This is a genomic window from Carboxylicivirga mesophila (genome assembly GCF_018271975.1).
GTDB lineage: Bacteria > Bacteroidota > Bacteroidia > Bacteroidales > Marinilabiliaceae > Carboxylicivirga > Carboxylicivirga mesophila.
In genome coordinates this window covers 177,411-200,097 of sequence record NZ_JAGUCN010000001.1, presented here as the reverse complement: position 1 = coordinate 200,097, position 22,687 = coordinate 177,411, and the positions used below count along the sequence as shown (strand labels likewise).

The 22,687-nt window shown below is 40.7% G+C and carries 19 protein-coding genes and 2 tRNA genes; 10 read left to right on the top strand and 11 right to left on the bottom strand.

Annotated elements, in window-relative coordinates:
• Positions 1-499: 499 nt before the first annotated feature.
• The 8 genes from KEM09_RS00890 to KEM09_RS00855 form a co-directional block, all read right to left on the bottom strand.
• Positions 500-1,438, bottom strand: a complete 939-nt coding sequence (locus tag KEM09_RS00890) for a HipA domain-containing protein (protein WP_212223903.1) — start codon at positions 1,436-1,438, stop codon at positions 500-502.
• Positions 1,431-1,763, bottom strand: a complete 333-nt coding sequence (locus KEM09_RS00885) for a HipA N-terminal domain-containing protein (protein ID WP_244824736.1) — start codon at positions 1,761-1,763, stop codon at positions 1,431-1,433. Before KEM09_RS00885 ends, KEM09_RS00890 begins: the two co-directional genes overlap by 8 nt.
• Complete coding sequence (locus KEM09_RS00880; RefSeq protein ID WP_212223898.1) at positions 1,763-1,978, bottom strand: type II toxin-antitoxin system Y4mF family antitoxin; 216 nt, start codon at positions 1,976-1,978, stop codon at positions 1,763-1,765. Before KEM09_RS00880 ends, KEM09_RS00885 begins: the two co-directional genes overlap by 1 nt.
• A gap of 131 nt (positions 1,979-2,109) precedes the next feature.
• The gene (locus KEM09_RS00875) at positions 2,110-2,487 is read right to left on the bottom strand and encodes a plasmid mobilization protein (protein WP_212223896.1); all 378 of its coding nucleotides are present in this window, start codon (positions 2,485-2,487) and stop codon (positions 2,110-2,112) included.
• Positions 2,488-2,720: 233 nt separating this feature from the next.
• Positions 2,721-2,945 carry a hypothetical protein gene (locus tag KEM09_RS00870; protein WP_212223888.1) on the bottom strand — a complete coding sequence of 75 codons (225 nt, stop codon included), beginning with the start codon at positions 2,943-2,945 and terminating at the stop codon, positions 2,721-2,723.
• Between the two features lie 439 nt (positions 2,946-3,384).
• Entirely contained in the window at positions 3,385-4,587 is a 1,203-nt protein-coding gene (locus tag KEM09_RS00865) for a site-specific integrase (protein ID WP_212223886.1), read from the bottom strand.
• 312 nt (positions 4,588-4,899) lie between these two features.
• Positions 4,900-4,983 (bottom strand) — tRNA-Leu (locus tag KEM09_RS00860).
• 87 nt (positions 4,984-5,070) lie between these two features.
• Positions 5,071-6,474, bottom strand: coding sequence for an MFS transporter (locus KEM09_RS00855; RefSeq protein WP_212223884.1), 1,404 nt, complete (start codon positions 6,472-6,474; stop codon positions 5,071-5,073).
• 263 nt (positions 6,475-6,737) lie between these two features.
• Here KEM09_RS00855 and recO point away from each other — a divergent pair, with 263 nt between their 5' ends.
• The 4 genes from recO to KEM09_RS00835 all read left to right on the top strand — a co-directional run bounded on the left by recO (position 6,738) and on the right by KEM09_RS00835 (position 9,930).
• Entirely contained in the window at positions 6,738-7,466 is a 729-nt protein-coding gene (recO, locus tag KEM09_RS00850; RefSeq protein WP_212223876.1) for a DNA repair protein RecO, read from the top strand.
• A gap of 168 nt (positions 7,467-7,634) precedes the next feature.
• Entirely contained in the window at positions 7,635-8,777 is a 1,143-nt protein-coding gene (locus tag KEM09_RS00845; RefSeq protein WP_212223874.1) for a methionine aminotransferase, read from the top strand.
• 43 nt (positions 8,778-8,820) lie between these two features.
• Positions 8,821-8,892 (top strand) — tRNA-Arg (locus KEM09_RS00840).
• Positions 8,893-9,408: 516 nt separating this feature from the next.
• Positions 9,409-9,930 (top strand): CvpA family protein, encoded by a 522-nt coding sequence (locus KEM09_RS00835; RefSeq protein ID WP_212188987.1) that lies wholly within the window; start codon positions 9,409-9,411, stop codon positions 9,928-9,930.
• Between the two features lies 1 nt (position 9,931).
• On the opposite strand, the gene KEM09_RS00830 is transcribed toward KEM09_RS00835, so the two are convergent.
• Positions 9,932-12,913 (bottom strand): PAS domain S-box protein, encoded by a 2,982-nt coding sequence (locus KEM09_RS00830; protein WP_212223867.1) that lies wholly within the window; start codon positions 12,911-12,913, stop codon positions 9,932-9,934.
• 263 nt (positions 12,914-13,176) lie between these two features.
• Here KEM09_RS00830 and rsgA point away from each other — a divergent pair, with 263 nt between their 5' ends.
• The 6 genes from rsgA (at position 13,177) to KEM09_RS00800 (ending at position 20,338) form a co-directional block, all read left to right on the top strand.
• Positions 13,177-14,106, top strand: a complete 930-nt coding sequence (gene rsgA, locus KEM09_RS00825) for a ribosome small subunit-dependent GTPase A (protein WP_212223865.1) — start codon at positions 13,177-13,179, stop codon at positions 14,104-14,106.
• Positions 14,107-14,129: 23 nt separating this feature from the next.
• Positions 14,130-16,934 carry a response regulator gene (locus KEM09_RS00820; protein WP_212223854.1) on the top strand — a complete coding sequence of 935 codons (2,805 nt, stop codon included), beginning with the start codon at positions 14,130-14,132 and terminating at the stop codon, positions 16,932-16,934.
• A gap of 63 nt (positions 16,935-16,997) precedes the next feature.
• Entirely contained in the window at positions 16,998-18,152 is a 1,155-nt protein-coding gene (locus KEM09_RS00815; RefSeq protein WP_212223852.1) for a sensor histidine kinase, read from the top strand.
• A gap of 98 nt (positions 18,153-18,250) precedes the next feature.
• On the top strand, positions 18,251-18,802 hold the full coding sequence (locus KEM09_RS00810; RefSeq protein WP_212223850.1) for a YceD family protein: 552 nt from the start codon (positions 18,251-18,253) through the stop codon (positions 18,800-18,802).
• An 8-nt stretch (positions 18,803-18,810) separates the two neighbouring features.
• Positions 18,811-18,996, top strand: coding sequence for a 50S ribosomal protein L32 (rpmF, locus tag KEM09_RS00805; protein ID WP_212188993.1), 186 nt, complete (start codon positions 18,811-18,813; stop codon positions 18,994-18,996).
• A 328-nt stretch (positions 18,997-19,324) separates the two neighbouring features.
• Entirely contained in the window at positions 19,325-20,338 is a 1,014-nt protein-coding gene (locus KEM09_RS00800; RefSeq protein WP_212223848.1) for a beta-ketoacyl-ACP synthase III, read from the top strand.
• A gap of 209 nt (positions 20,339-20,547) precedes the next feature.
• Here the strand turns inward: KEM09_RS00800 and KEM09_RS00795 are convergent, their stop codons facing one another.
• Together KEM09_RS00795 and KEM09_RS00790 are read right to left on the bottom strand one after the other, a co-directional pair.
• The gene (locus tag KEM09_RS00795) at positions 20,548-21,036 is read right to left on the bottom strand and encodes a DUF4252 domain-containing protein (RefSeq protein ID WP_212223846.1); all 489 of its coding nucleotides are present in this window, start codon (positions 21,034-21,036) and stop codon (positions 20,548-20,550) included.
• Between the two features lie 156 nt (positions 21,037-21,192).
• Entirely contained in the window at positions 21,193-22,686 is a 1,494-nt protein-coding gene (locus KEM09_RS00790) for a PspC domain-containing protein (protein WP_212223844.1), read from the bottom strand.
• Position 22,687 lies beyond the last annotated feature (1 nt).

Here is a 22,687-nt window from a genome sequence, read left to right as displayed (position 1 = left end):
CAACATTATTGAATGAAATACTGTTTACTCTTAGGCAGTCTATTACGAATTGGCATGAGAATATGGTATTAATACAACATAGAGATAAAATATTCTGGAAGTGTTCATACGGTATTTCACAATCAATAACAGCATTATTAATCTCATAATAGATGTTACCTTTTTGATCTTTTCTTTTGAAAAGTTGATCAAATGAAGCAATATCATGAATAACTTTTGTCTGGGATGGTGATAGTATATTATTATGCATACTCAAAAATAGCATAATAATATATTCGAAAATAAGAACAAATCAATATTTCAACTTGAACTTCAAGAATCAACTCACTCTTTCTTAGCATAGTGGCAAAACTTCCCTAGAACCTATCAAGTTTGAATTTACCTAGTTTAGCCTCGTTAAGAAATTTGTAACTACATCGAATGATTAAGAAATCTAATACTTCTGACATTTATATTAAAGTCTCCCCAAACCCAGGTTTTATAAGACTACCCCTTCAAATCAGACTAAAAAAAGAATATACCTCTCCTCCATAACATCCTTATACTTCCCTTTCATCTCTTCACACAAAAATGACTGTTCAATCCACTTCAATGCCAAAGATTTGTTTTTAATAAAGCGCTTATAAACGCCCTCTACTTGCTTTTTATTCAAACCAAGATTTTGTCCATATGCATCAAAATAGTTTTTGGTTAGTTTCTTCTTTTTACCTCCAAGCGTCAAAGCCAGCTCCTCTGTATCTTCCGGTAATACGATGGATACATTGAGCAAATCATAAGCTGGTGCCAACTTCCATGTGTCATTGGTTAAAATCATGGAAAAATTCTTCAGGTGCATATCATTGTTACCTGTCAGGAAACTAAACAATGTTAGCTCAAACAAGAATAGTTTATCCAAAAGAGGATTGGCAGAGTAGGCTCCGAGTGCCTTTCCGACTTTTTCCATTGAGCTTTTATACTTGTCAAAGGCTTCGTTGATTTGAAACATATCCAGCATATGTATTTTTTCACCTTGCTCGGTCCGGTCAACGCGTTTGGTAATGTAGGATAGCTCACCTGATTGTAACCGAATCAAACTGGAGGGTACCACATTTATTCCAAATGCTTCAGCAATACGCATAGTCAGGTGCTCATTGGCTGGCATTTCAGGATAGTCGGCTGATGGCGGCTTAAAGATGAAGTTTCCACCTAAAGCGCCAACAACTGTTAAACGCTTATCAGTCTTCTTTCCTGCCTCCTCAATCAAACCCATAGATAATTTCGGCTGCACACCTGGAACAGTAACACTTCGCTCCACAACATCTTTAGCTAATTCTGACATTTGGTCGATTGAATAAGGTAATTCAGGTGGCACTTTTGACCCAAAGAACTGTTGGCTACACGCTTCATGAAAGTCGCCTTCTCCATTTATTGGTTGATAACAATACAAACACTTATTCATCTTCTTCTGATATTGGTTCAACACTCACTGCACCAATGCAATTCTGACAACAGGCTAGTAAAAGTCCCATGCGGTCATTCGGATTTATCTTCCAGCTTTTTGAAGCAATCTCCAACAACCAACCCTCAGGAATCAATCCTTCAAAAAATGGAAACAAGCGATTGGATTTGTAAGTCTGTTTCGCAACCGGCATGGTAAAAGTCAAAAACTGTTGGGGGTACCGCTTCACATATTGCTCATCGTAAGTGAATAAATAATCTCCATCGTCAGTCTCAACTAATAAACCTGCATAGATATCCTGGTAATAAATTCTAGCTTGTCTCATCATTCATTCGTTTGAAGTTCTCTGGAATTAACAGGTGCCAGCTCATGACCAAACATAGCCAATACCTGATTCACTTTATCGAGGTTCATATTGGTTTTGCCCTGCTCTATTTTTCGAACAACAGTTAAAGCCACCCCTGCCCGCTCGGCAAATTCCTCTTGTGTCAGATTCACCTCTTTTCGACGTTGTTTTACAAATTCAGCCAGTGTTTTCATTATATGCATTAAGATATAAAAAACCAAATATAGCAATATTATATGCAAAATGATATAATTAATTGACTTTATTGTAAATTTATATTTCAATGCATATAACTGCTGATTCATCTGATACCTAAATTTATATCCTATCTAATTTTAAGAAGGAACTTTCCCAAAATACTAAAGCATTCATTCAGTTGGCCATGACAATCTCTGAATGCATCCTTATCTTCTTCTGTAAGAATATAAGTGTTGTAGCTATTCAATTTGTGTGCAATCTGATTTAAGTTAATCCCTATCTTTGTTAGATTATAATCCATGGTTCGAAAGGTTCGTACATATTCTTCACTAACAGTTATACGCTTTGACAGGCGTTTTTTGAACAATCTTGAGCGAACATAGTCTGCAACAGATAGAAGCTTCTCCTCTTTCACTCGGTTTAGAATTTCAGCTTTTTCTGACTTTGTTAATCGAAGAATAATATGCTCTGATAATTTATCCTTCTCTCCTATTCGTGGTCTCATATCCTGTTTTTTGACTTTAATAATTATTAAACCTCGTAGAGCAAGGAAACTCGTTTTTGTATAACAAAAACACATCTTGCATCCACTTCGTAAAAGATATTTCAGACACTATTTTCTTTATCTGATTAAAACATACATTAGGGCTTTTTTACATGCGTAAGCCACCCATATTTTAAGGTCATGGTTTGGCAAAAGGAAGCGGAATAAAAAGCCTCGTGCGACGGGAAGAGAAATCAATTCAAAGAGATTTTGAGCGGACAGAGCAAAGGGCTTGTATTTTGCGGCACGCAATAATACCAAGCTTTTTGCTGACGGGCCTGTGCGATTGGAAAGAAAATGTCTTTGATTGATTTTGGCGCGTTTATGCCGAACACTTTTGCATCAAACCACGACCGATCACACCTTTGCTGAAGCATGTATAAAAAGGCATGGCTTTCAAATAATTCTTTGAGTTTCATACGGGTAATTTAAGAGTGTTATTTTTGCCTCATTAAATTACCAACTCGCTTATTACTAAACAATAAGCAAAGCAATACAAATCAATTCAAATTGTATGATTCTCTGAATTTGAACGTCATTTTTTACGAAACCACCTTGGCAAAATATAAATTATCTACTTAAAAAATTAGTGGTAAAAACATCAGATTTCTACCGCCCGTTTCTCCCTCCTCCTTCAAAAATTAATAGCCCTTTCTTCTCCCGCAAGGGTAAATGAACGCCATCCAAACATGTCGCCCTTGCAGTGAGCGAAAGTTCTATTCTTCATTCTTTCGGAGGAGCGATACTCTATACGGCAGAAACAATATAAAGAGACAATTACAACATGGCATTCGCCCTGTTATTTTTCTTCTGTGAGGGAGCTCTGTCTATTGGCAGAAATACCTCCAAAACAAAATATCACAAATTGAGTTTTCTCTGTAAATCATCCATATCACTAGATATTTTACTGGCAATTACTTTCGCATAAATCTGCGTTGTCTTAAGAGATGTATGTCCTAATATTTTTGACACCGTTTCAATGGGCACTCCATTGGAAAGCGTAACAGAAGTCGCAAAAGTGTGACGTGCCACATGCATTGATAAGTCTTTATCTATACCGCATATATCAGCCAACTCTTTCAGGTAAGCATTCATCCGTTGATTGGAGAGGATTGGCAACAATCGGCCTTTCAACATCGATTCCGGGAAATCTTTATACTTTTCAATAATAGCTTTTGCATTAGGGAAAAGCGGAATCATGCAACGGTTATTGTTTTTAGAACGGTTGATGATAATCCATTCCTTATCATTATCATCAACTCGCAAGTGTTTTTCACTTAGCTTAGATATATCGGCATAAGAAAGTCCGGTATAACAAGCAAAAACAAATGCATCCCGAATAGCACTTAGACGAACAACATTTAATTTCTTCTTTTCTATCATACCTAACTCTTTCAAGGTAATAAATTCACGATGCGTGGGCTCTAATTTGACCTTAAACCGATTATAAGGATTAACGGAAATATGCTCCAATGAAACACCAAGATTTAAAACTCGGCGCAAGTGTTTGTGGTAATTCCACACAGTATTTTGAATAATCGGATAATTGGCTTTAAGATACACATCAAACCCATTCAAAAATTTATAGTTTACCTTCGAGATTGGGTAATCATTTCGCTTCAAAGACTTAATATACAATTGCACCCTTTTATAGGTAACGCGATAATGCTTCAACGTGCGAAAAGCATATCCTTTACCAATGCCTTTTTCGATGGTTTCCAGATAATATGTAAACACCTCCAATAAACCCGTTTGTTTTTTTCTTACCCCCAGAAACTCATCCTTGATATCATTCACGTCAAATTCATCGCCTAATGCAACAAGATGACTGAAAATACCACGCAGCTTCACCTCAAATTGCTGTAACTGTCGGTTAATACTTTTAGCTAATGTTGTTTTGCCAATACAACGCTTGGTTGTCTCATCCCAAATTTCGGGGTCCACTTGTAGCTTAGTTGCTAATTCCATGCGCCGGTTCTGAATCGTCAATCGTGCATAGATAGGAGAAACGGCCTCATTCTTCCTTGAATGCTTGAGCAAAAAATTAATCGTTAAACGCATTTTGTACCTCCTTTTAAAAAAAAGTTTGTAAAAGTGTTCTCGCTACTCTCGATAAACGTCAAATTCCAGCTCAAAACTAAGGGAATTAGAGGCTTATTTCCAAGAGTAAACAAAATCAAATCAAGTCAAAATGAATTAGTTACAGAGTTTACCGAGAACAAACAGGAAAAATGGCTAAAATTAGAAGCTGTTCTCGATATGTTCTCGGTTAACATGCGATTATTTGATGTTTTTTGCCAACCGTGGAGAATAAAAAAAGCGCCTAAAACATTAGTTTTAAGCGCTTTTGGTACTTTTTGAATTTTCTTCCAGTACCCAGAGCCGGGATCGAACCGGCACGATATTGCTATCACTGGTGTTTGAGACCAGCGCGTCTACCAATTCCGCCATCTGGGCAACACTCTATTGAGCTTTTTTGCGGTTGCAAAGATAAGTCAAATCCTTTGTTCTGCAAGAAAATTCAATAAAATGTTCGTAATATTTTTACCCCTCTGTGCTAAGATCCTCTTTCTTAGCATCTATCTTTTTGGTCACATAGCCATATACAATTAACGATATGGCTGAAACCAATGCAACCCCAACAAAGAAGAACCAGATATAGTGCGCATGGTCGTATGCTGTCACTTTCTCTGTCTCGGTCAGCAGCTCAGGATCCGGACAATATTTCTCCAATAAGAAACCTGATGAGATGAATCCTAATAATGATGAAATAAACGAATGCAGGTGACTAAAACCAAGGTACAATCCCTCCTCACCTTTGGGGGCCTGTAACGAGAAATACTCCAGAAAACGAGGAGAAATAAAAGACTCAGCCAAGCCCTGGAAGGCAATACCTATGATCATCATAAAGGCCACCGGGTGCATCGTCATAAAGCCAAGGTTAATGCTCTCCGCACTAATCATATTACCTGCCGCCATCGCAAATGCCGATACAGGCATGATAAACATACCAATGGTCATGGAGAACAGGGCCGAACGCTTCCTGAGCAAGGCTGTAATCAGTCCAACCGTTGTAAACACCACCAATGGATTGACGTTGGCATACCACGACGGCGATGCACCTTCGCCGGCCATACGCAATACATACTTAGGCATAGTTGCATACAATTGGTGCTGCACCATCCAGAAACCAGTGATAATAATGATGAGAATAATTAAGCGGGCATTAAAAAGCACTTTAATAAAGGCGTGCCATATTTCCTTTATTGACTTACCCTCTCCACTCCTCACTGTTGGGCGAAAGAAAAAGACAATGGCTATCAAAGCCAAAAGTGTCATCCCGGCTGAGAAATAACTGATGTTAATTAAACCAACATTACCCATGGCTTCGCGCAATGGTTTTACAATGGTTTTGCCTGAGAATGAACCAATATTGACAATAGTATAGAATATTGAGAATCCGGTAGCACGATTGGCTGTCGATGTCTCTTTAGCAACAGTACCAGTTATTACCGATTTAATAAAACTACCACCGATAATAATAAGGGCCATAATTGGCAGAATGACGTACTTACTATTCGACTCCTTCAAGCCAGTAAATTCAGTAGTTACACCATACTTGGCCAAACCTGCACTCTCTAACACGGTAGGTAGCACACCCAATCCGGCATATCCCACACTCAATAGCCCGAAAGCAACTATCAATGAGGTTTTAAAACCAATCTTATCAGCATAAGCACCTGTAAAAGTTGGCAAGAAATACAGCAAAGCACTAAAGGTACCGGCAATGGCAGCCGCTTGTACATCCGTAAACCCAAGTATGCGCGATAGGTAAAGCGTTATAACAATAAAAACTCCATAATACGCTGCCCGCTCCAAAAGCTCAGCAAAGTTAGCCACCCAGAACGCCTGACTGAATCGCTTAAAGAAATTGACATTCTCTGTCATAAATCACATTTTAAAATTTATATCCTTTTTTTATTTCTTTTCGATGATAGTATTACTACAATTCACAAAAATAGTTACTTTAATTAAATGCCTGACATACTTTTATCATTCACTGAACATATGGTGAACAAACTAATCATATATATCAGACAAAATAAGGATACATAACCCTACATGATAGTACAATCTTCATTCGATTAAATTTTACACCCAACTCTCCTTTATCTAACCTTCAAATACTACTTTTGCACAAAACAGCAACGATGATACACACTACCAAAGGCATAGTACTCAATCACGTAAAATATAAGGAGACCAGTATCATCGTATCTGTATATACTGAAAAGTTTGGGCGACAAAGCTATCTGGTTAATAAAGTGCGCACCAGGCGCAATAAGGGCAATACAGTTTTACTTCAACCGATGACACTACTGGACATGCAAGTGTACCATCGGCCTAAAGCAGACATACAACGTATCAAAGATTTTAAGGTTGCTCACCCCTTAAGCTCCATCCCTTTTGAACAAGAAAAGCGCGCCATGGCCTTCTTCCTGACTGAACTCATGAGCAAGGTGCTTCGGGAAGAGGAAGAAAATAACGACCTGTTCAGTTTTATCTACCATGGCATTGCCTTGTTTGACAGTGGCCTCGACGGCGCGGCCAACTTTCACCTGTTTTTCTTGTTCCAGCTAACGCGCTTCCTAGGATTTGGCCCCGAGAGAGCCACTGCAAACCAGAACTTTTTTGATTTGCTCAACGGCCATTTCACCAATGCAGAACCTTCCCACGGTTTCTTTATTACTCAGCAAGTAAACACCAATTGGAAAAAGCTATTTGATTTACAAGTAGATAACCTAAGACACCTGCCCCTAAAAAGTGCCGAACGCTATTCGCTGCTTGAAGCCATACTCGAATACTACCGACTGCACATTGATACGCTTGGCGAGTTAAAGTCATTGCCTATCGTTCACCAACTGTTTCATGATGAATAACACAGGCTGCACAATAGCTCTTTATATTCATGCTGAAGTCGTTAGTCAAATAATTACGCATGTTGATTGAACAAAAACTGCCATTCCGCAAAACAACCCGCATTTTAGAAACTTAATGACTAAATTGATTTGGCTTACTGCAATTGCCTATAACCTTTTAGTTGCATCATGAAAATAAATTCAAAGTTTCACAACCTGGAATCGAGCTTCCTGACAACAATACGTCCTTTAATTAAGGAATATAACGCCATTAATCTGGCATCGGGCTATACCGGTTTTCATTGTTCTCCCAAACTGATTGAATTGGTTGAAAAACATTTGCGTGAAGGACTCAACAGATATGCTATGCCAGCTGGCGAATTAAGTCTGCGGCAACAGGTATCTGACAAAATTGCCAGTCTGTACGACACTTGTTACCATCCCGAAACCGAAATAACCATTACCGCAGGAGCTTCTCAGGGTATTTATACAGCTATTGCCGCGTTGGTAAAAGAAGGTGATGAAGTTATCATATTTGAACCAGCCAATGAGCATTATGTACCGGCTATTGAAATGAATGGAGGCCAGGTGCGTACCATCCCCATGAGTGGCGAGCAATACCACATTGAATGGGAGCTGGTGCAGCAAATGATTTCCAGCAAAACGCGGATGATCATCATTAATTCGCCACATGCACCTACGGGTTGGACTTTAAGCGAAATAGACCTGTTGCGCCTCCAAAAAATCATTAGTGGCTCCGAAATCATTGTTCTGAGCGAAGAAACCTTCGAGCACATTCTGTTTGATGGCCACCTGCACCAAAGTGTGGCTTGCTTCCCTAAGCTGGCCGAACGAAGTGTTATCGTAGCCTCACTGGGCGAAACTTATCATGTAACAGGCTGGCAGATTGGCTACTGCGCTGCCCCCAAAGAGATAATGAAGGAATTCAGGCAGGTACATGAAGCCATGATGCATAGCGTTAACTCCCCATTTCAGATGGCCATGGCTGACTTCCTGTCCTTTAAAGAGGAATACACCAGATTATCGGCTTTTTACCAGAATAAACGCGACAAGTTGCTGCATCTAATGGAAGACTCGGCGTTTAAGCCGCTAAAGTGCGCAGGCTCCTATTTTCAGCTGTTTGACTACAGTCAGATATCTGAAGAAAAAGACCGTGAATTCGTTATTCGCCTGATTAAAGAAAAAGGAATAGCCACCATGCCTATTAGCGCCTTTATGACTGAGCGGCAAAACCGCCACCAAATCAGAATCAACTTTGCCAAACCCGATGATGTACTAGAAGAAGCGGCAGCCAGGTTAAAGTCCTTGTGATATTTTTCTTTTCGATGAAAACTATTACATTTGCCCCGCATTTGGCCCCATAGTTCAAGGGATAGAACAAGAGTTTCCTAAACTCTAGATACAGGTTCGAGTCCTGTTGGGGCTACAAAAGCCTGCAAGCAAACCGCTTGCAGGCTTTGCTTTTTCTCAGGAAGCGATTCCACATTGATCTCAAACAGATCCTGATTATCAAAACCCGTTGCATGTATGTATTGTCAATCGTTAAAACAGCACTTGGCTCAACAGGTGGCTACTGTCGTGCTGTAATTCTTTTAATCTATACTGCAGGTTAAGTGTTCCTTAATACAAATAAAATGTACACTACATGTATATTGAATATGCTTAACTCTCAAAATCAATTGCGTCTCTGTAATAGACAATTGCATGCTTGTGGCAGCCGATTAAATCACCAATGATACTGATTGATATGCCCCACCTACCCTTCTAACCTGTAAAAATTAGATCTTTGCCGAATAACCGAGCCAATGATCGCATGATCAGCTGGATTTAGATAGCATCTGTTTAATTGTCCTCAGACACTTCTTAGATATTCACAATTCTTTTCTATTTTTGGCCTGTTGGCGGGATTATTACGGGAGATTCAGCCGCTAATCTAATAATCATGAACTATTTCGACATAATAACGGGCATCTTGCTAATACTGGCCATCATAAAAGGATTCAAAAATGGCTTAATCATTGAACTGGCATCATTGGCAGCGTTGGTACTTGGCCTTTTCGGAGCTATTAAATTCAGCAGTATTACCGAAACCTATCTAATGGAACACATTGATTCCTCACACATCGGCCTTATTGCTTTTATTGTCACGTTTATCGCCATTGTCATAGGTGTACATTTGGTAGCCAAGGTAGTTGATAAGCTAGTGTCGGCCATAGCCCTTGGCATGGTCAACCGGGTACTTGGAGCAATTTTCAGTCTGCTTAAATACGCCTTTATCATCAGTGTGATCATTGCCATTCTGGGTAGTTTCGAAAAAACCTACAGCCTGATTCCGGAGGAGCAGAAAAGTAGTTCGCACCTTTACGAACCTTTGAAGTCAATTGCTCCCTCGATATTCCCATACCTGCAATTTAATGAGGTACGCGAGCAGATAGATAATGCCAGAAAAGGTGTAGATGTTTAGCTTAAACCCTGGTGCCATTTAGCGAGTGATTAAAGGCCTGCAATAGCTCTTCATTGTCCACCGGCTTCCCTAGCACATGATTAAAGCCAATTGCTCTGTAGGCTTCCTGCAATTCGGATGTTACGGACTGATTGGTTTGTCCAATGAATGGCACATAGATGCCCATCTGTCTGATGCCTGAAATAAAGCCATCGAGCTCAAGTCCGGGCATATCCAGATCCATCAACACAATATGAATATCGTTACGTTTCAATAGCAGCTCTCTGGCAGATTTCTGCGTACGGGCAGATATCAGTGTAATTTTAGTTCTGTCAAGCACCTTACGCAGCTGTAACTGCGCCGTACTGGTAGCATCTATCAGCAACATCATTTTATTAGCCCAAGTGAAATTAGGTGTGACATTAATCGTTGGCTTTTCTTCAATCACCTCTTGCTTCACACCATTTACTTTATTTCCATTCACGGCACTCTTCAGCGGCAATGTAAAATAGAATTCTGAACCCGTTGAAGGCTCAGATATTAACCCGATTTCACCACCGTGTGCCGCCACTAAACGCTTGCAAATGGATAAGCCCAAGCCGGTGCCACCATAATTCTTTGAAGTACTTTCGTCTGCCTGCCTGAATGGCTCAAAAATAAAAGACTGCTTATCGGCAGCAATACCAATACCGGTATCACGTACATAAAATCGCAGTTGTTGATTGTCAGTAGTCAACCCAAATTCAATAAATCCTTTTTGGGTAAACTTGAAAGCATTCCCCAGCAAGTTGATAAATATCTGACGTAAGCGTCGCTGATCGCACTGCACCTTATAGTCAGATTGACCTTCAGGTAAATTCAGATAGAACTTCAAATGCGTCTTCTGATCAATGGCCATCCTCTTTTCAAACAAACGATGCAGCTCCTGAAGCAACTGAACCACATTACATTCCTCTTTATGCAGCCTCAGCTCACCGCTTTCTATTTTTGCCAAATCAACAATATCGTTAATCAGGTCCATCAGGTTTTCCGAGCTCTTATTTACAATATCGATGTATTCGACTTTTTCCGCGTCAGAAATATTTTCCTCTTTGAGCAAATTGGTAAATCCTACAATGGCATTAAGTGGCGTTCTGATTTCGTGGCTCATATTGGCCAGGAAGGCTGACTTCAGCTTATCAGCGCCAACGGCCTTTTCTTTGGCAATCACCAACTCCTGCTCTGCTTTTTTCTTCTGCGTATAATCACGTCCTACAATCAACAACGACGAGATGTGCTTATTATCCGTTTCGGGCGTAATGGTCCAGTCAAAGGCCTTTATGGCATCTAAAAACCGGTATTCTATTTCAATATTACTGGCAGTGGCCGAAGCCAGCACATCATTCACGCTGGTAAGCAAGCCATCCACCAGTTCCTTTGGCAGCTCCTTTATTTGGCTAAGCTTCTTCCCGACACAAGCCTGCAACCTCAGATTGAAATCAGTCAGAAAGGCTGAGTTACAATACGACAATTCGCCCGCACTATCGATGCGCAAAATATGATCACGGGAATTTTCGGTTAAAGCTCTGAATTTCTCTTCACTTTGTTTCAGGGAAGCCTCATTGTGCTTACGTTTAGTGATATTATGGATGGATACGTAATAATGGAAATCCCCATCGAGGTTTATAGATGTAGCGTATATCTCCGCATGAACGGTGCGCTTTGTTTTATCAATTAACTGAATATCTCCCTTGTAATCCACACCGTTTTTCACACTACTCAAGGCCAGCAAAAAGTCTTCCACTAACTCTTCCGAATGAAATAAATCGTCAATTTTCTGCTCAAATAATTCCTCCTGCTGATAGTGCAGCATATTACAAGCTGAGGAATTTGCATATACCAACTGCATATGCTCATTAATCATCAGTATACCATCAATGGTGGCTTCTATCAGCTTACGATTTCGCTCTTCACTCTCCCGCAGATGATGCTCGGTATTTTTAACATGTGTAATGTCTTCGCCAATGAGGAGGTAGGCGTTTTCGCCTATGCTTTCGGGCGCAGGCGTGCCCAGCACTCTTATAATGATTTCATTATTGTATTTGCCGCGCATATGCGCTTCCATACTGGCAAACCCGTTGGCTTCAATTGCTTTGTAAAAATCATTAACCAGCTCTTCATCCTGTTTGCCTTTGTAGTACAAATCAGCTAATGAATGCCCAACCAATTCTTCTCTGGTGTAGCCTGACTGTGCAAGGGTGGCCTCATTAATATATTCAATCACCCGGTTGCGCACCAACAAAATACCAATTGGTGCCGAACTCAGAATGCTCTGCAGGAAACGTTCTTTATCGGCCAGCTCCTTGTTAATTTTCAATATTTCGGCATGACTTTTACGAATCTCACTGGATACGGCTTCTTGCTCATAAGTATTAGCGATCAAGCGCGCTGCCATCTGCAACAAGTCTGTTTCGTGAGGCAACCATTCCCTATTGAAGCTGCATTCGTCAAACCCAATAAATCCAAAATAGTGATCCTTTACCATTATCGGATAAACCAATACCGACTTTATGCTTTGCTGAGCTAGAATGTCTCTTATACCATCTGGCAATTGGTTAATGTCAGAGGCCTGTATGCTACCTTCCTCAATCAACATCCTCCGCCACTCAACGAACTCGTCGTAGGATATATTCTGAAGATTATCTTTCTCAGGATTTACACCATCGTTGCACCATTCAAAGGTATTGGAACAAAGGCTATCACCTTCATGATTTTCGAAGATATAGATGCGACTAACATCAGCAAACTGCCCCAGTACACTTAATGACTTAGCTATACGCTCCTCAAACGAATCTTCTGAGGAAAGAATGGTGGAAAGGTAAAGTGGTAAGTAACCGGCCGGAACAGCCTCATCAGTATTTTCAGGATAAAAAGGTATACCCCAGGCACCTCGGTACACCCGCTTCATCATCCGCTTTAACCTGGCATTTTCTGCTAATAAAACCTTAATATCTGTACTGTCCACCACTTCAAGAATAATGTGCGTTAATACAATTAGCTAACTAATTGTCCATTACAAAAATAGATAATTCAAACCCATAAAAACATTCATTGCTAAACGAAATCGAGCGATTCGTGTAAAAAATTAAACTTTTCGTCCAATGCCATCCGTTACCCCCTTGTGAATACAATAAATTCAGGACAACAGAAGTTTAACAAATGAAAAGTTCCTTTACTGATGGGGTATTTTTAAAATCATTCAACTATTTTTGAGAAAATGTTTTTTGGATGGAGCAAAAGAATGGATTAGTAATTAAGTCAACAGGTAGCCGTTACACTGTTTTGTCAGATGACGGAACCATAATGATATGCCGTATCAGGGGCAAAATAAGGCTTCAGGGCATAAAGAGTACTAATCCTGTTTCTGTAGGCGACCGCGTTGTATTTGATGACGACGAGTCTGGTGAAGGCGTTATTTCTGAAATCAAAGAGCGCAAAAACTACATCATCCGAAAAGCCACTAACCTGTCCAAAGAATCTCACATTATAGCGGCCAACGTGGATCAGGCTGTACTAATTGTCACTATTAACTACCCTATGACTTCCAGGGTATTTGTTGATCGCTTCATTGCTGCTTCCGAAGCATATGGCATACCCGTAACGCTGGTATTTAATAAAACCGACCGCTACGATCCCAAACACATGCAGATACTTAATGAGTGGCGTGAGTTATACGAAGGCATCGGCTATAAAACCATGGCTGTATCGGCCAAAAAGCAGGAAGATTTAAGTGAGTTCCAGAACCTCTTAAAAGATAAGATAAGTGTATTAAGCGGCCATTCAGGCGTTGGAAAATCTACGCTGATTAACCGGGTTGAACCCAGCTTAAACCTAAAGACAGCCGAGATATCCTCCATTCACCATTCGGGTAAGCACACCACTACATTTGCCGAAATGCATGCCCTTAGCTTTGGCGGGTACATTATTGATACGCCGGGTATCAGGGGCTTTGGCCTCATTCATATTGAGCGCGAAGAACTTTATCATTATTTTAAAGAGCTATTTGAGTTTGCCAAAGATTGCCGTTTTAACAACTGCAGCCACTATAGCGAACCGGGCTGTTCGGTAAAAAAGGCCGTGGAAGATGGGCACATTGCGCTCTCGAGATACGAAAGCTATTTGAGCATATTATTGGATAAAAACGAAAAATACAGATAAAGGCTAATGCAATACTACATCCTATGAAAAGAGCCTTTGTTATAGCATTCATCAGCATTGCTTTTCTGGTGGTTTCCAACGTTTACTACTACCTCGACACCTACCAGTGGCAAATAAACTCTCAAAAGGATGTACTGCTCAAACAATCACTTATGGTGCGTGATAAGCTGAGTCAGTTTGCCAACAAAACCAACACAGGCATCTCCATACTTATTTCGCAGAAAGAGCTTGACAGCCTCTTTATATCCAGACAGCATTCCTTTGAAGTGCAGAAGCGACTTGAATTGCTATACAATGGCTTTAGCGAACACCTGAACGATCTGACGGTTTATGATACCAGGGGCCATGCTTTTGAGTTAAAGCGAACCAGCAACGGCACCTTCATTTCTGCCTTTGGCCATAGTGATAACATCGGTATTAATACAGCCAAAATACTCATTAACCCGCAGGGTACCCGAATCATATATATTCAACCCTTACTCACTAACGACGAGATCATTGGATACGTGAAATTCAATATGGATCTCAACCTGTTCTTTTCATCCGTCTTTCACAACTTTAACGTGGAAGATGTCAATTTCCAGTGGGTAATGAAACCTAACGGCGAGGTGGTATTCAACACCTTGCACCAGAATAAATTTATACCTAACCTGAGGAATATCGACAGCCAGATTACCAGACACGATTGGTTTTCGGATATACACTACCTCAATATCGATGGCAAAAAAATCAAAGTGCTAACGGTATTCAGTAAGTTGTATTTTGACGGCATTGGTTATTACCTGGCTTTTTCGATGCCCCAGAAGATAATAACCGCGTCAATTGCCAGGTACTCGTTTTTAGTTGGTGGCATATCACTGTTTATCATCTGCCTGATCATCCTCACCTTTAGTATTTACCAGCGAAGGCAGGCCGAAGATGAACAAACACTGAAACAATCGGAAGAGGCGCTCAGGAAAATGGTGTATTACATGCCGGTTGGCGTTGTGCTGATAGATAGCCGAAACCGCATCAGGCAGGTTAACAAAGCAGCCCTCAAACTGTTTGCATTCGACGATGAGGATCAGCTGGTTGGACGCATTGCCAGCGACAATATTTTATTTGAGAACAAAACACGCCTTGATAAAACCACCTACTCTTCGCAGTCAAATAAGTATATCCTGAAAAGCAAAACAAATGAGGAATCGGTAATTCTGAATGAACAGATACCTTTTTATTTGCTTCGGGAGAGGTATTCATTGCAAGTCTTCATGGAGGTTACTTCGCTTGAAAATGAGAGAAAAAGTGAAGAAATGGCCAACAAAGCCAAATCAACCTTTATTGCCAACATCAGCCATGAGCTGCGCACACCCCTAAACGGTATCATCGGCATGACTGATATTCTGCTTTCCTCAGAAAAAGATGAACAGGACAGAAGCTTGCTGGGCATTGTCAAACGTTCAGCTGATACCCTGCTGGTTTTGATCAATGATATTCTTGACTTCTCCAAAATGGAAGCGGGACGTTTTGAGATTGAATCCATCCCCTTTGATTTGCACGATGAAGTTGAGAATACCATTCAGTCATTTATGCCTAAAGCCCATGATAAAGGTTTAGAGTTAACCTGGACTTCTATGACTCAACTGCCCAAGCACTATTTGGGCGATCAAATAAGGGTACGTCAGATACTGAATAACTTATTGAGCAATGCCATTAAGTTTACCAACCAGGGACGTATTCATTTAAGCGTTAAGCAAGCACGGGGCATCAACGGCTCGCCGGCCATACTCTTTTCACTTAAAGATTCTGGTATTGGTATTAAAAAAGAGAAGTTGGAGACCATCTTTAATTCATTCGCCCAGGAAGATGAAAGTACCACACGCAAATATGGTGGTAGCGGACTTGGCATCACCATATCAAAGCAATTGGTAAATATGATGGGTGGCGAAATATGGGTCAACAGTCCTTCTGGCATATCCAGTGATCCTGCCAATCCGGGTGCCGAGTTTGCATTCACCATCCCATACAAATCGAAAACGCATCAGAAGCACTTCAACTACAGTCACATTCATACCTTAAAAAAAGTGAGAGCCTTTATCATCTCTGACGAACCTTTACAGGTGCGTGTGCTGATGAAAAATCTGGCTTCGCTGCACATTGACTATAAAGTTATTCCGCCGTCCATCGAATCCATTGACATTATAGGAACCGACAATAAACACCACCTGCTTATCGTTGATCACCGCCCTGATTTTAACGGTCTGGAATTTTTACAAACGCTTTACAACAACAGGTTGCATAAACGCATGCCCATCATCATGCAAAGTTCTGACTTTGAACCATCCAACACTGCGCTTGCCAAAAAACTTGGTGTAGATGTGTATTTGCGTAAACCCGTTGAACTTACCAACCTGGAGGAATGTATTATCCGCTTCTTTCCCGGTATACCGAAGCGCCGCACCGCAATTGGAGAGCCAAGTGCAGAGCAATCACTTAAAATACTTCTGGCCGAAGATAATGTGCTGAACCAACGCATCGCCAAAAGCTTGTTTAACAAAATCGGTCACAAAATAGATGTGGTTAGCAATGGTGTTGATGCAGTTGAAAAAATGCAGCGTAACAAGTACGACATTGTGTTTATGGATATCCTTATGCCACAAATGGATGGTATAGAAGCCTTGCAAAAGATGCGTAAAACAGGCGACACCTGTCCGGTAATTGCTATGACGGCCAGCATTGAGGAAACTGAGCGCGAGCGAGTGCTGAAGGCTGGCATGGATGATTTCATTACCAAACCCACCAAGGTGGAAGATTTGTCGCGAATGCTCACAAAATGGTGTCAGATTTAATAGCCTGCCTGTAATAAATAGCTTCCTTATCCGTTAATGCTGATAACAACAAACTATTAACCAATGAGTTTTTATACACACCGGCGCATCTGGAAGCTATTCCTGCTAATCACTGCCATAGCCATCGGCATATTCACACTTGTGTACACTGATGACCTCACCAACCAGCTAAAAGATGAAGAGCGCAAAAGTGTAGAGATATGGATTCAGGCCATTAAGCAAATAACGCAAAGCGGCACAGGCGAGGATGAATTGGCGCTTACCCTGGAAGTCATCAGCCAAAACACCACCATACCTATTATTATAACCGAAGCCGATTCAAGCATTAATTCTCATCGCAATATACAGCTGCCCAAAGAAAATGCGGACGAAGCTCTGCAGAAAGAGCTTGAACGCCTCATGAGCAAAACCAAACCTCTTGTGATTGATTTAGGGGAAAATGAACTGCAATACCTCTACTACGACGATTCTGTGCTAATTAAAAAACTGGAATGGTTCCCCATCATTCAACTCTCTGTAGTTGCCCTATTTATATTTGTTGCCTACTTAGCATTCAACGGCGCCCGCAAGGCCGAACAAGACCAGGTGTGGGTGGGCATGTCCAAAGAAACAGCACATCAGCTGGGCACACCTACCTCCTCCCTGCTTGGCTGGGTTGACTTGCTAAAGCTAAAAGAGGAAAATACCGACATTGCTCTTGAGCTGGAGAAGGATGTGGAAAGGCTACAGGTAATCACCGACCGTTTCTCAAAAATAGGTTCCAAACCCGAACTTAACGAACAACCGTTGCTGATTGCCATTGAAGAAATCATCAATTATCTGGAAAGGCGCACCTCTTCCAACATTAACATGGCTATATATTCAGAACTGCAACCATACCAAATGGTTAAAATCAATAAGGTGTTATTCCAGTGGGTGGTTGAAAACCTTTGCAAAAACGCCATTGACGCCATGAATGGGAACGGACAAATTGACATTAACATCCAGACCAATAACGGGCATCTTCTAATCGACATTAAAGACAACGGAAAAGGTTTGCACCGCAATCAATTCAAAACAATTTTTAAACCGGGATATACCACCAAGCTGCGGGGCTGGGGCTTAGGACTCTCATTGGCCAGGCGCATTGTGGAAGGCTACCATGGCGGAAAATTGTTTGTTAAAGAGTCAGAAATAGGTAAGGGAACCACCTTTAGAATTGTACTTCCCAAGGCCTGATTTATTAGTTACTGATAAAAATATGTAATTAAAAAATTACTTTTCTTTTCTTACATTGGTTTATTTTATACTTTTGCACAGTTTTTAGCTAGGGAAAAGTGGACAGATTGAGGAACTACAGTATCCCATTCAAGGGTTTAAAAGAAGGTAAGCACCTGTTTAACTATGAAATAGGGGCCGAATTCTTTGAGTTATTTGAACAACCTTTGATTGAAAAGGGGGATGTTAAAGCAGAGGTTGAGCTTAGTAAAAGTTCAGCATTGCTAACCTTAACCTTTAAAATTAAAGGTGAAATTGATACTGTTTGTGACAACTGTCTGGAGGCATTAACTCTTCCGATTGAAAATGAATCGCTGATGTACATTAAGTTTGGCGAGGAATATGACGAACCAACAGAAGAGATTATTGTATTGCCCCACGATGAACACGAAATTAATGTAGCACAATTGCTATACGAGTTTATTTGTGTGGCCTTGCCAATCAGACATGTGCACCCCGAAGATGAAGATGGCAACGTTACCTGCGATACTGACATGCTGGATCAACTGGATAATTATTTAGTTGAAGAGGATACGGATGAGGAGCAGGACGATGATATGGATCCGCGATGGGCGGCTCTGAAAAATTTATTAGATAAATCAAGTAAATAGGTTGAAAAATGGCACATCCTAAGCGAAAAATCTCGAAAACGAGAAGAGACAAGAGAAGAACACACTACAAAGCAGTTGCACCTGCATTGGGAGTATGTTCAAACTGTGGTGCTACTGTAAAGTTACACACAGTGTGTGGTGAGTGCGGTTATTACCGTGGAAAATTAGCTGTAGAAAAAGAAGTGACAGCATAGTTTATTGAATCCGCATTCAATAAAATTTGCCCTCAAAGAAATTTGAGGGCAAATTTTGTTTTAGGGCATTTAAATTAAATCGTTTGTATACTATAACTGTTTTCTTACTTTTGTAGTCGCCCTAATTGAGTGTTAGTTAAATGGCTTCAATAAAAAGAACAAGCTATAACAATTGTGGTATTGTGTAAATGGTAGGTGTGGTACCATTTGCTGTTGTTGAAAAAATACGGAAACAAAGAAAAATTAATTCTGGAGCGGACAATTAAATTTCTTGGTAGTTTCCAACTTGCTGTTGCGCCGTGCGCAAAAGGCAAAAAATGAAAGTCAAATGAAAAAAACCAATGCAGTAATTACAGCCGTTGGAGCATATGTTCCTGATTATATCCTTGATAATCATGAGTTGAGCACAATGGTAGATACCACCGACGAGTGGATCATGACCCGCGTGGGTATTAAAGAGCGTCACATCCAGAAAGGCGAAGGCCTTGGTGCTTCGGACATGGGTGTTGAAGCTATTAAAGAATTATTTGAGAAAACCGGTGTTAAACCCGAGGAAATTGACCTGGTGATTTGTACTACCGTAACACCAGACCACCCATTCCCGGCCACAGCCAACATCATTGCCGATAAGTGCGGCATTAAAAACGGACATGGTTTTGACTTGAATGGTGCCTGTTCGGGATTCTTATACGGACTGGATACAGCCACCCGATTCATTGAATCAGGTGCCAAGAAAAAAATAATATTAGTAAGTGCAGAAAAGATGTCATCCATTGTGGATTACACCGATCGTACCACATGCGTATTATTTGGTGATGCAGCTACTGCAGTTTTGATTGAGCCAACTGAAGAAGAAATTGGCGTGTGCGACAGCATCCTGCGCAGCGATGGTTTCGGTCGTGTACATTTACACATGAAAGGCGGTGGCTCTGTTTATCCTGCCTCGCACGAAACAGTGGATAACAAAATGCACTATATCTACCAGGAAGGTCAGCCTGTTTTTAAAAATGCCGTTTCTAAAATGGCCGATGTATCGGTTGAGATTATGGAACGCAACAATATGACCCACGAAGATATTTCATGGTTGGTACCTCATCAGGCCAACTTACGAATTATTGGTGCTACTGCTGAGCGCATGAACCTGGCAAAAGAAAAGGTGATGATCAATATTGAGCGCTACGGAAACACTACTTCAGCCACTATTCCTTTGTGCTTATGGGAGTGGGAGAAGCAGTTGAAGAAAGGCGACAACATTGTTATTGCTTCATTTGGTGCCGGCTTTACCTGGGGTTCTATCTATATGAAATGGGGCTACGACGGAGATAAATATGCCAAAAAATAAAGCTACTGGTTTTTAGCTGATAGCTTATAGCTAAAAAAAGGATCGCATCCAAGTTGCACAATGCAACCGGATACGATCCTTGTTGTTTCTACTGATTTACTTTAGCCTCGAGCTGCTGACTACTAGCTCTTTCTAAATAAAGTCTTGATTCTTATGTCTTAAATCTTGATTCTTGATACTTCTGCCTCCTGCCATATTATCTAACAAACTTATTTATAGCTATCCATTTTTTCGGCCAGCTTATCTACCTCATCAATTTTAAAGTTGCCAAAGAAAGAAAGCAAAACACCATTGGTTTCACCTTGAAACAACACATGGCATTCCGATACTTTCTTTCCTTTTCGTAATATACGGATATCCACATCTTCATCCGGATCATCATCTTCTACCTTGTCGTACCTGCTCAGGGGCAAATACCCTAAGGTCGTTTCTCTGAAAGCCATTGGTTCCTCGTTCTCAGGCGCTGTGTAAATAATCAGTTTAACCTCATGCAAATCACCTGTCACATTGCTTTCTTCATCGCCTTCATCATCGTCAAAATTTAAATTAACCGCGTCCAGCATTTCTTTTGAGAAAGACATCATGGTAACACCGGGTTTCAGTGCCATCTTTTCAAAGAGTTTATCCGAAGGACGACTTTGTGCGTTAACAGCCAAACCAAACGACATCAGCAAGGCAAATACAAATATCTGTTTCATAATATTGGGGGTTAAAAATTTCTCTTTTGTAATTCATTTAAGGCTTGCATCAAAAAGGTTTAAGCTTTTCACCCAAAACCCTTAACCTTTATAAGCAAAGGGTTTAACCTTTCAGACCAAAAGGTTTAACCCTAATGATAAAAGCCTTAAACCTTTTTAATACTCATTAATAAATCTATCGAGGTACGGACTTACCTCCAATTGTTTGCCATATGGAATTTGAATAGTAACAAACACCTTTTGATTACGCACAAGAGCTTCTTCTGCAATAATAAATCGCTTGTCCAGGTAAACGATAGAATCATTCTGCGACCAGTTATAGACGGTATTCTGAGCATTAAACTCAGCCTCTTCCTCATTAAGTCCACGGGCTTTTTTATCAATGGTCATCTGAAACCTATCGCCATGCGTAATATTAATGACTGGTGCACCTTCAATGATTAGTTCGCCATCGGCCGAAAACAGCTCCAGGTGATCCATATCCATCAGGTAGTCGCGGTTATTGCCATTAGCCTCGGTAGCTGCAGGCTTCAGGTAAATGGTTTCTGCCGAACTGGCCATTAAGCTGTGTTGCTCCGAAACATTGCCGGTTTGCTCAAAACTTTTGGCAATTCGCACTCCTGTAAAGAATACTAACACAATGCCTGCCAGCCAAAGAATCAGTGCTGTCATACCTATCACTTTGCCGTGACCTTTAAAGTGGAATATCAGCTTCAGCCCCAGGTATAATATCACTAGAAACGGAATGCCAACTACTAAAAATGTGGCCGCCGATAGTAGGGTCTGATCCATATGAGACAAGAAACGGTCAGGTACCGACGCCAGAAAGTGGTTGCCATCTGACACAGCCAATCCCATAATGGTGTCTTTAAAAGCAAAGAAGCCAACTAATCCCATAATGGATAAAACACTCCATATAACGATGCCAATACCTAAGATAATTCCAAAGATATTCAGCAGCTGATAAAGACCGCTGGCCATGGCATCTCCTGTTTTATTTGCTCGTTGTTGCATACGTTTATAATTAGGTTTGTTTTTATATTCTTTCAACTTGGAGGAAACAGCCTCATACTCCTCCTTTATGTTATCACCCATTTTTTTGAAAGTAATGCCTCCGCGCATCTCAATGCGCTGCCCCAGTGTTTTAGCCTTAGGCATGGCTATCCATAAAATGATGTAAATAATTGGCACAACACCAACCGACATAAGCGTAGTAACAACAGCTATGATGCGGAACACCAACGGATCAACATCGAAATAGGCACCCAATCCGGCACAAACACCACCTAATATGCGATCATCCGGATCGCGAAACAGTGATCGTTTGCCTACATAGGTGGATGATGAGCTGCTTGTACTTTTACCGGCATTTTCCTGCGTTTCGGCTTCTTCCTCGTCCACAATCTCGCTCGGCTCACCAATGGTATGAATAATCTCTTCAACATCGGATAAAGCAATGGTACATCCCTGGCATTTAAAATGAAACAACTCGGCAATGCGGGATTCAATATCAGCAATCACCTCCCTGGCCTCTTCATCATTGCCCAGGCGATTCTTAAGGGTTTCAATGTATTCGTTAAGGCGCTCGTAGGCTTCTTCTTCTATTTTAAAGGCAAAGCCATCAAGGTTTATATTTATTGTCTTATTCATA

Bases quoted from the DNA above. Each gene is read 5' to 3' on its own strand.
- rpmF (WP_212188993.1), top strand. From the start codon at position 18,811: ATGGCACATCCTAAGCGAAAAATCTCGAAAACGAGAAGAGACAAGAGA.
- KEM09_RS00855 (WP_212223884.1), bottom strand. From the start codon at position 6,474: ATGACAGAGAATGTCAATTTCTTTAAGCGATTCAGTCAGGCGTTCTGG.
- KEM09_RS00790 (WP_212223844.1), bottom strand. From the start codon at position 22,686: ATGAATAAGACAATAAATATAAACCTTGATGGCTTTGCCTTTAAAATA.
- KEM09_RS00815 (WP_212223852.1), top strand. From the start codon at position 16,998: ATGAGTTTTTATACACACCGGCGCATCTGGAAGCTATTCCTGCTAATC.
- KEM09_RS00845 (WP_212223874.1), top strand. From the start codon at position 7,635: ATGAAAATAAATTCAAAGTTTCACAACCTGGAATCGAGCTTCCTGACA.
- KEM09_RS00795 (WP_212223846.1), bottom strand. From the start codon at position 21,036: ATGAAACAGATATTTGTATTTGCCTTGCTGATGTCGTTTGGTTTGGCT.
- KEM09_RS00800 (WP_212223848.1), top strand. From the start codon at position 19,325: ATGAAAAAAACCAATGCAGTAATTACAGCCGTTGGAGCATATGTTCCT.
- KEM09_RS00885 (WP_244824736.1), bottom strand. From the start codon at position 1,763: ATGAGACAAGCTAGAATTTATTACCAGGATATCTATGCAGGTTTATTA.
- KEM09_RS00835 (WP_212188987.1), top strand. From the start codon at position 9,409: ATGAACTATTTCGACATAATAACGGGCATCTTGCTAATACTGGCCATC.
- rsgA (WP_212223865.1), top strand. From the start codon at position 13,177: ATGGAGCAAAAGAATGGATTAGTAATTAAGTCAACAGGTAGCCGTTAC.
- KEM09_RS00880 (WP_212223898.1), bottom strand. From the start codon at position 1,978: ATGAAAACACTGGCTGAATTTGTAAAACAACGTCGAAAAGAGGTGAAT.
- KEM09_RS00890 (WP_212223903.1), bottom strand. From the start codon at position 1,438: ATGAATAAGTGTTTGTATTGTTATCAACCAATAAATGGAGAAGGCGAC.
- recO (WP_212223876.1), top strand. From the start codon at position 6,738: ATGATACACACTACCAAAGGCATAGTACTCAATCACGTAAAATATAAG.
- KEM09_RS00870 (WP_212223888.1), bottom strand. From the start codon at position 2,945: ATGAAACTCAAAGAATTATTTGAAAGCCATGCCTTTTTATACATGCTT.
- KEM09_RS00820 (WP_212223854.1), top strand. From the start codon at position 14,130: ATGAAAAGAGCCTTTGTTATAGCATTCATCAGCATTGCTTTTCTGGTG.
- KEM09_RS00865 (WP_212223886.1), bottom strand. From the start codon at position 4,587: ATGCGTTTAACGATTAATTTTTTGCTCAAGCATTCAAGGAAGAATGAG.
- KEM09_RS00875 (WP_212223896.1), bottom strand. From the start codon at position 2,487: ATGAGACCACGAATAGGAGAGAAGGATAAATTATCAGAGCATATTATT.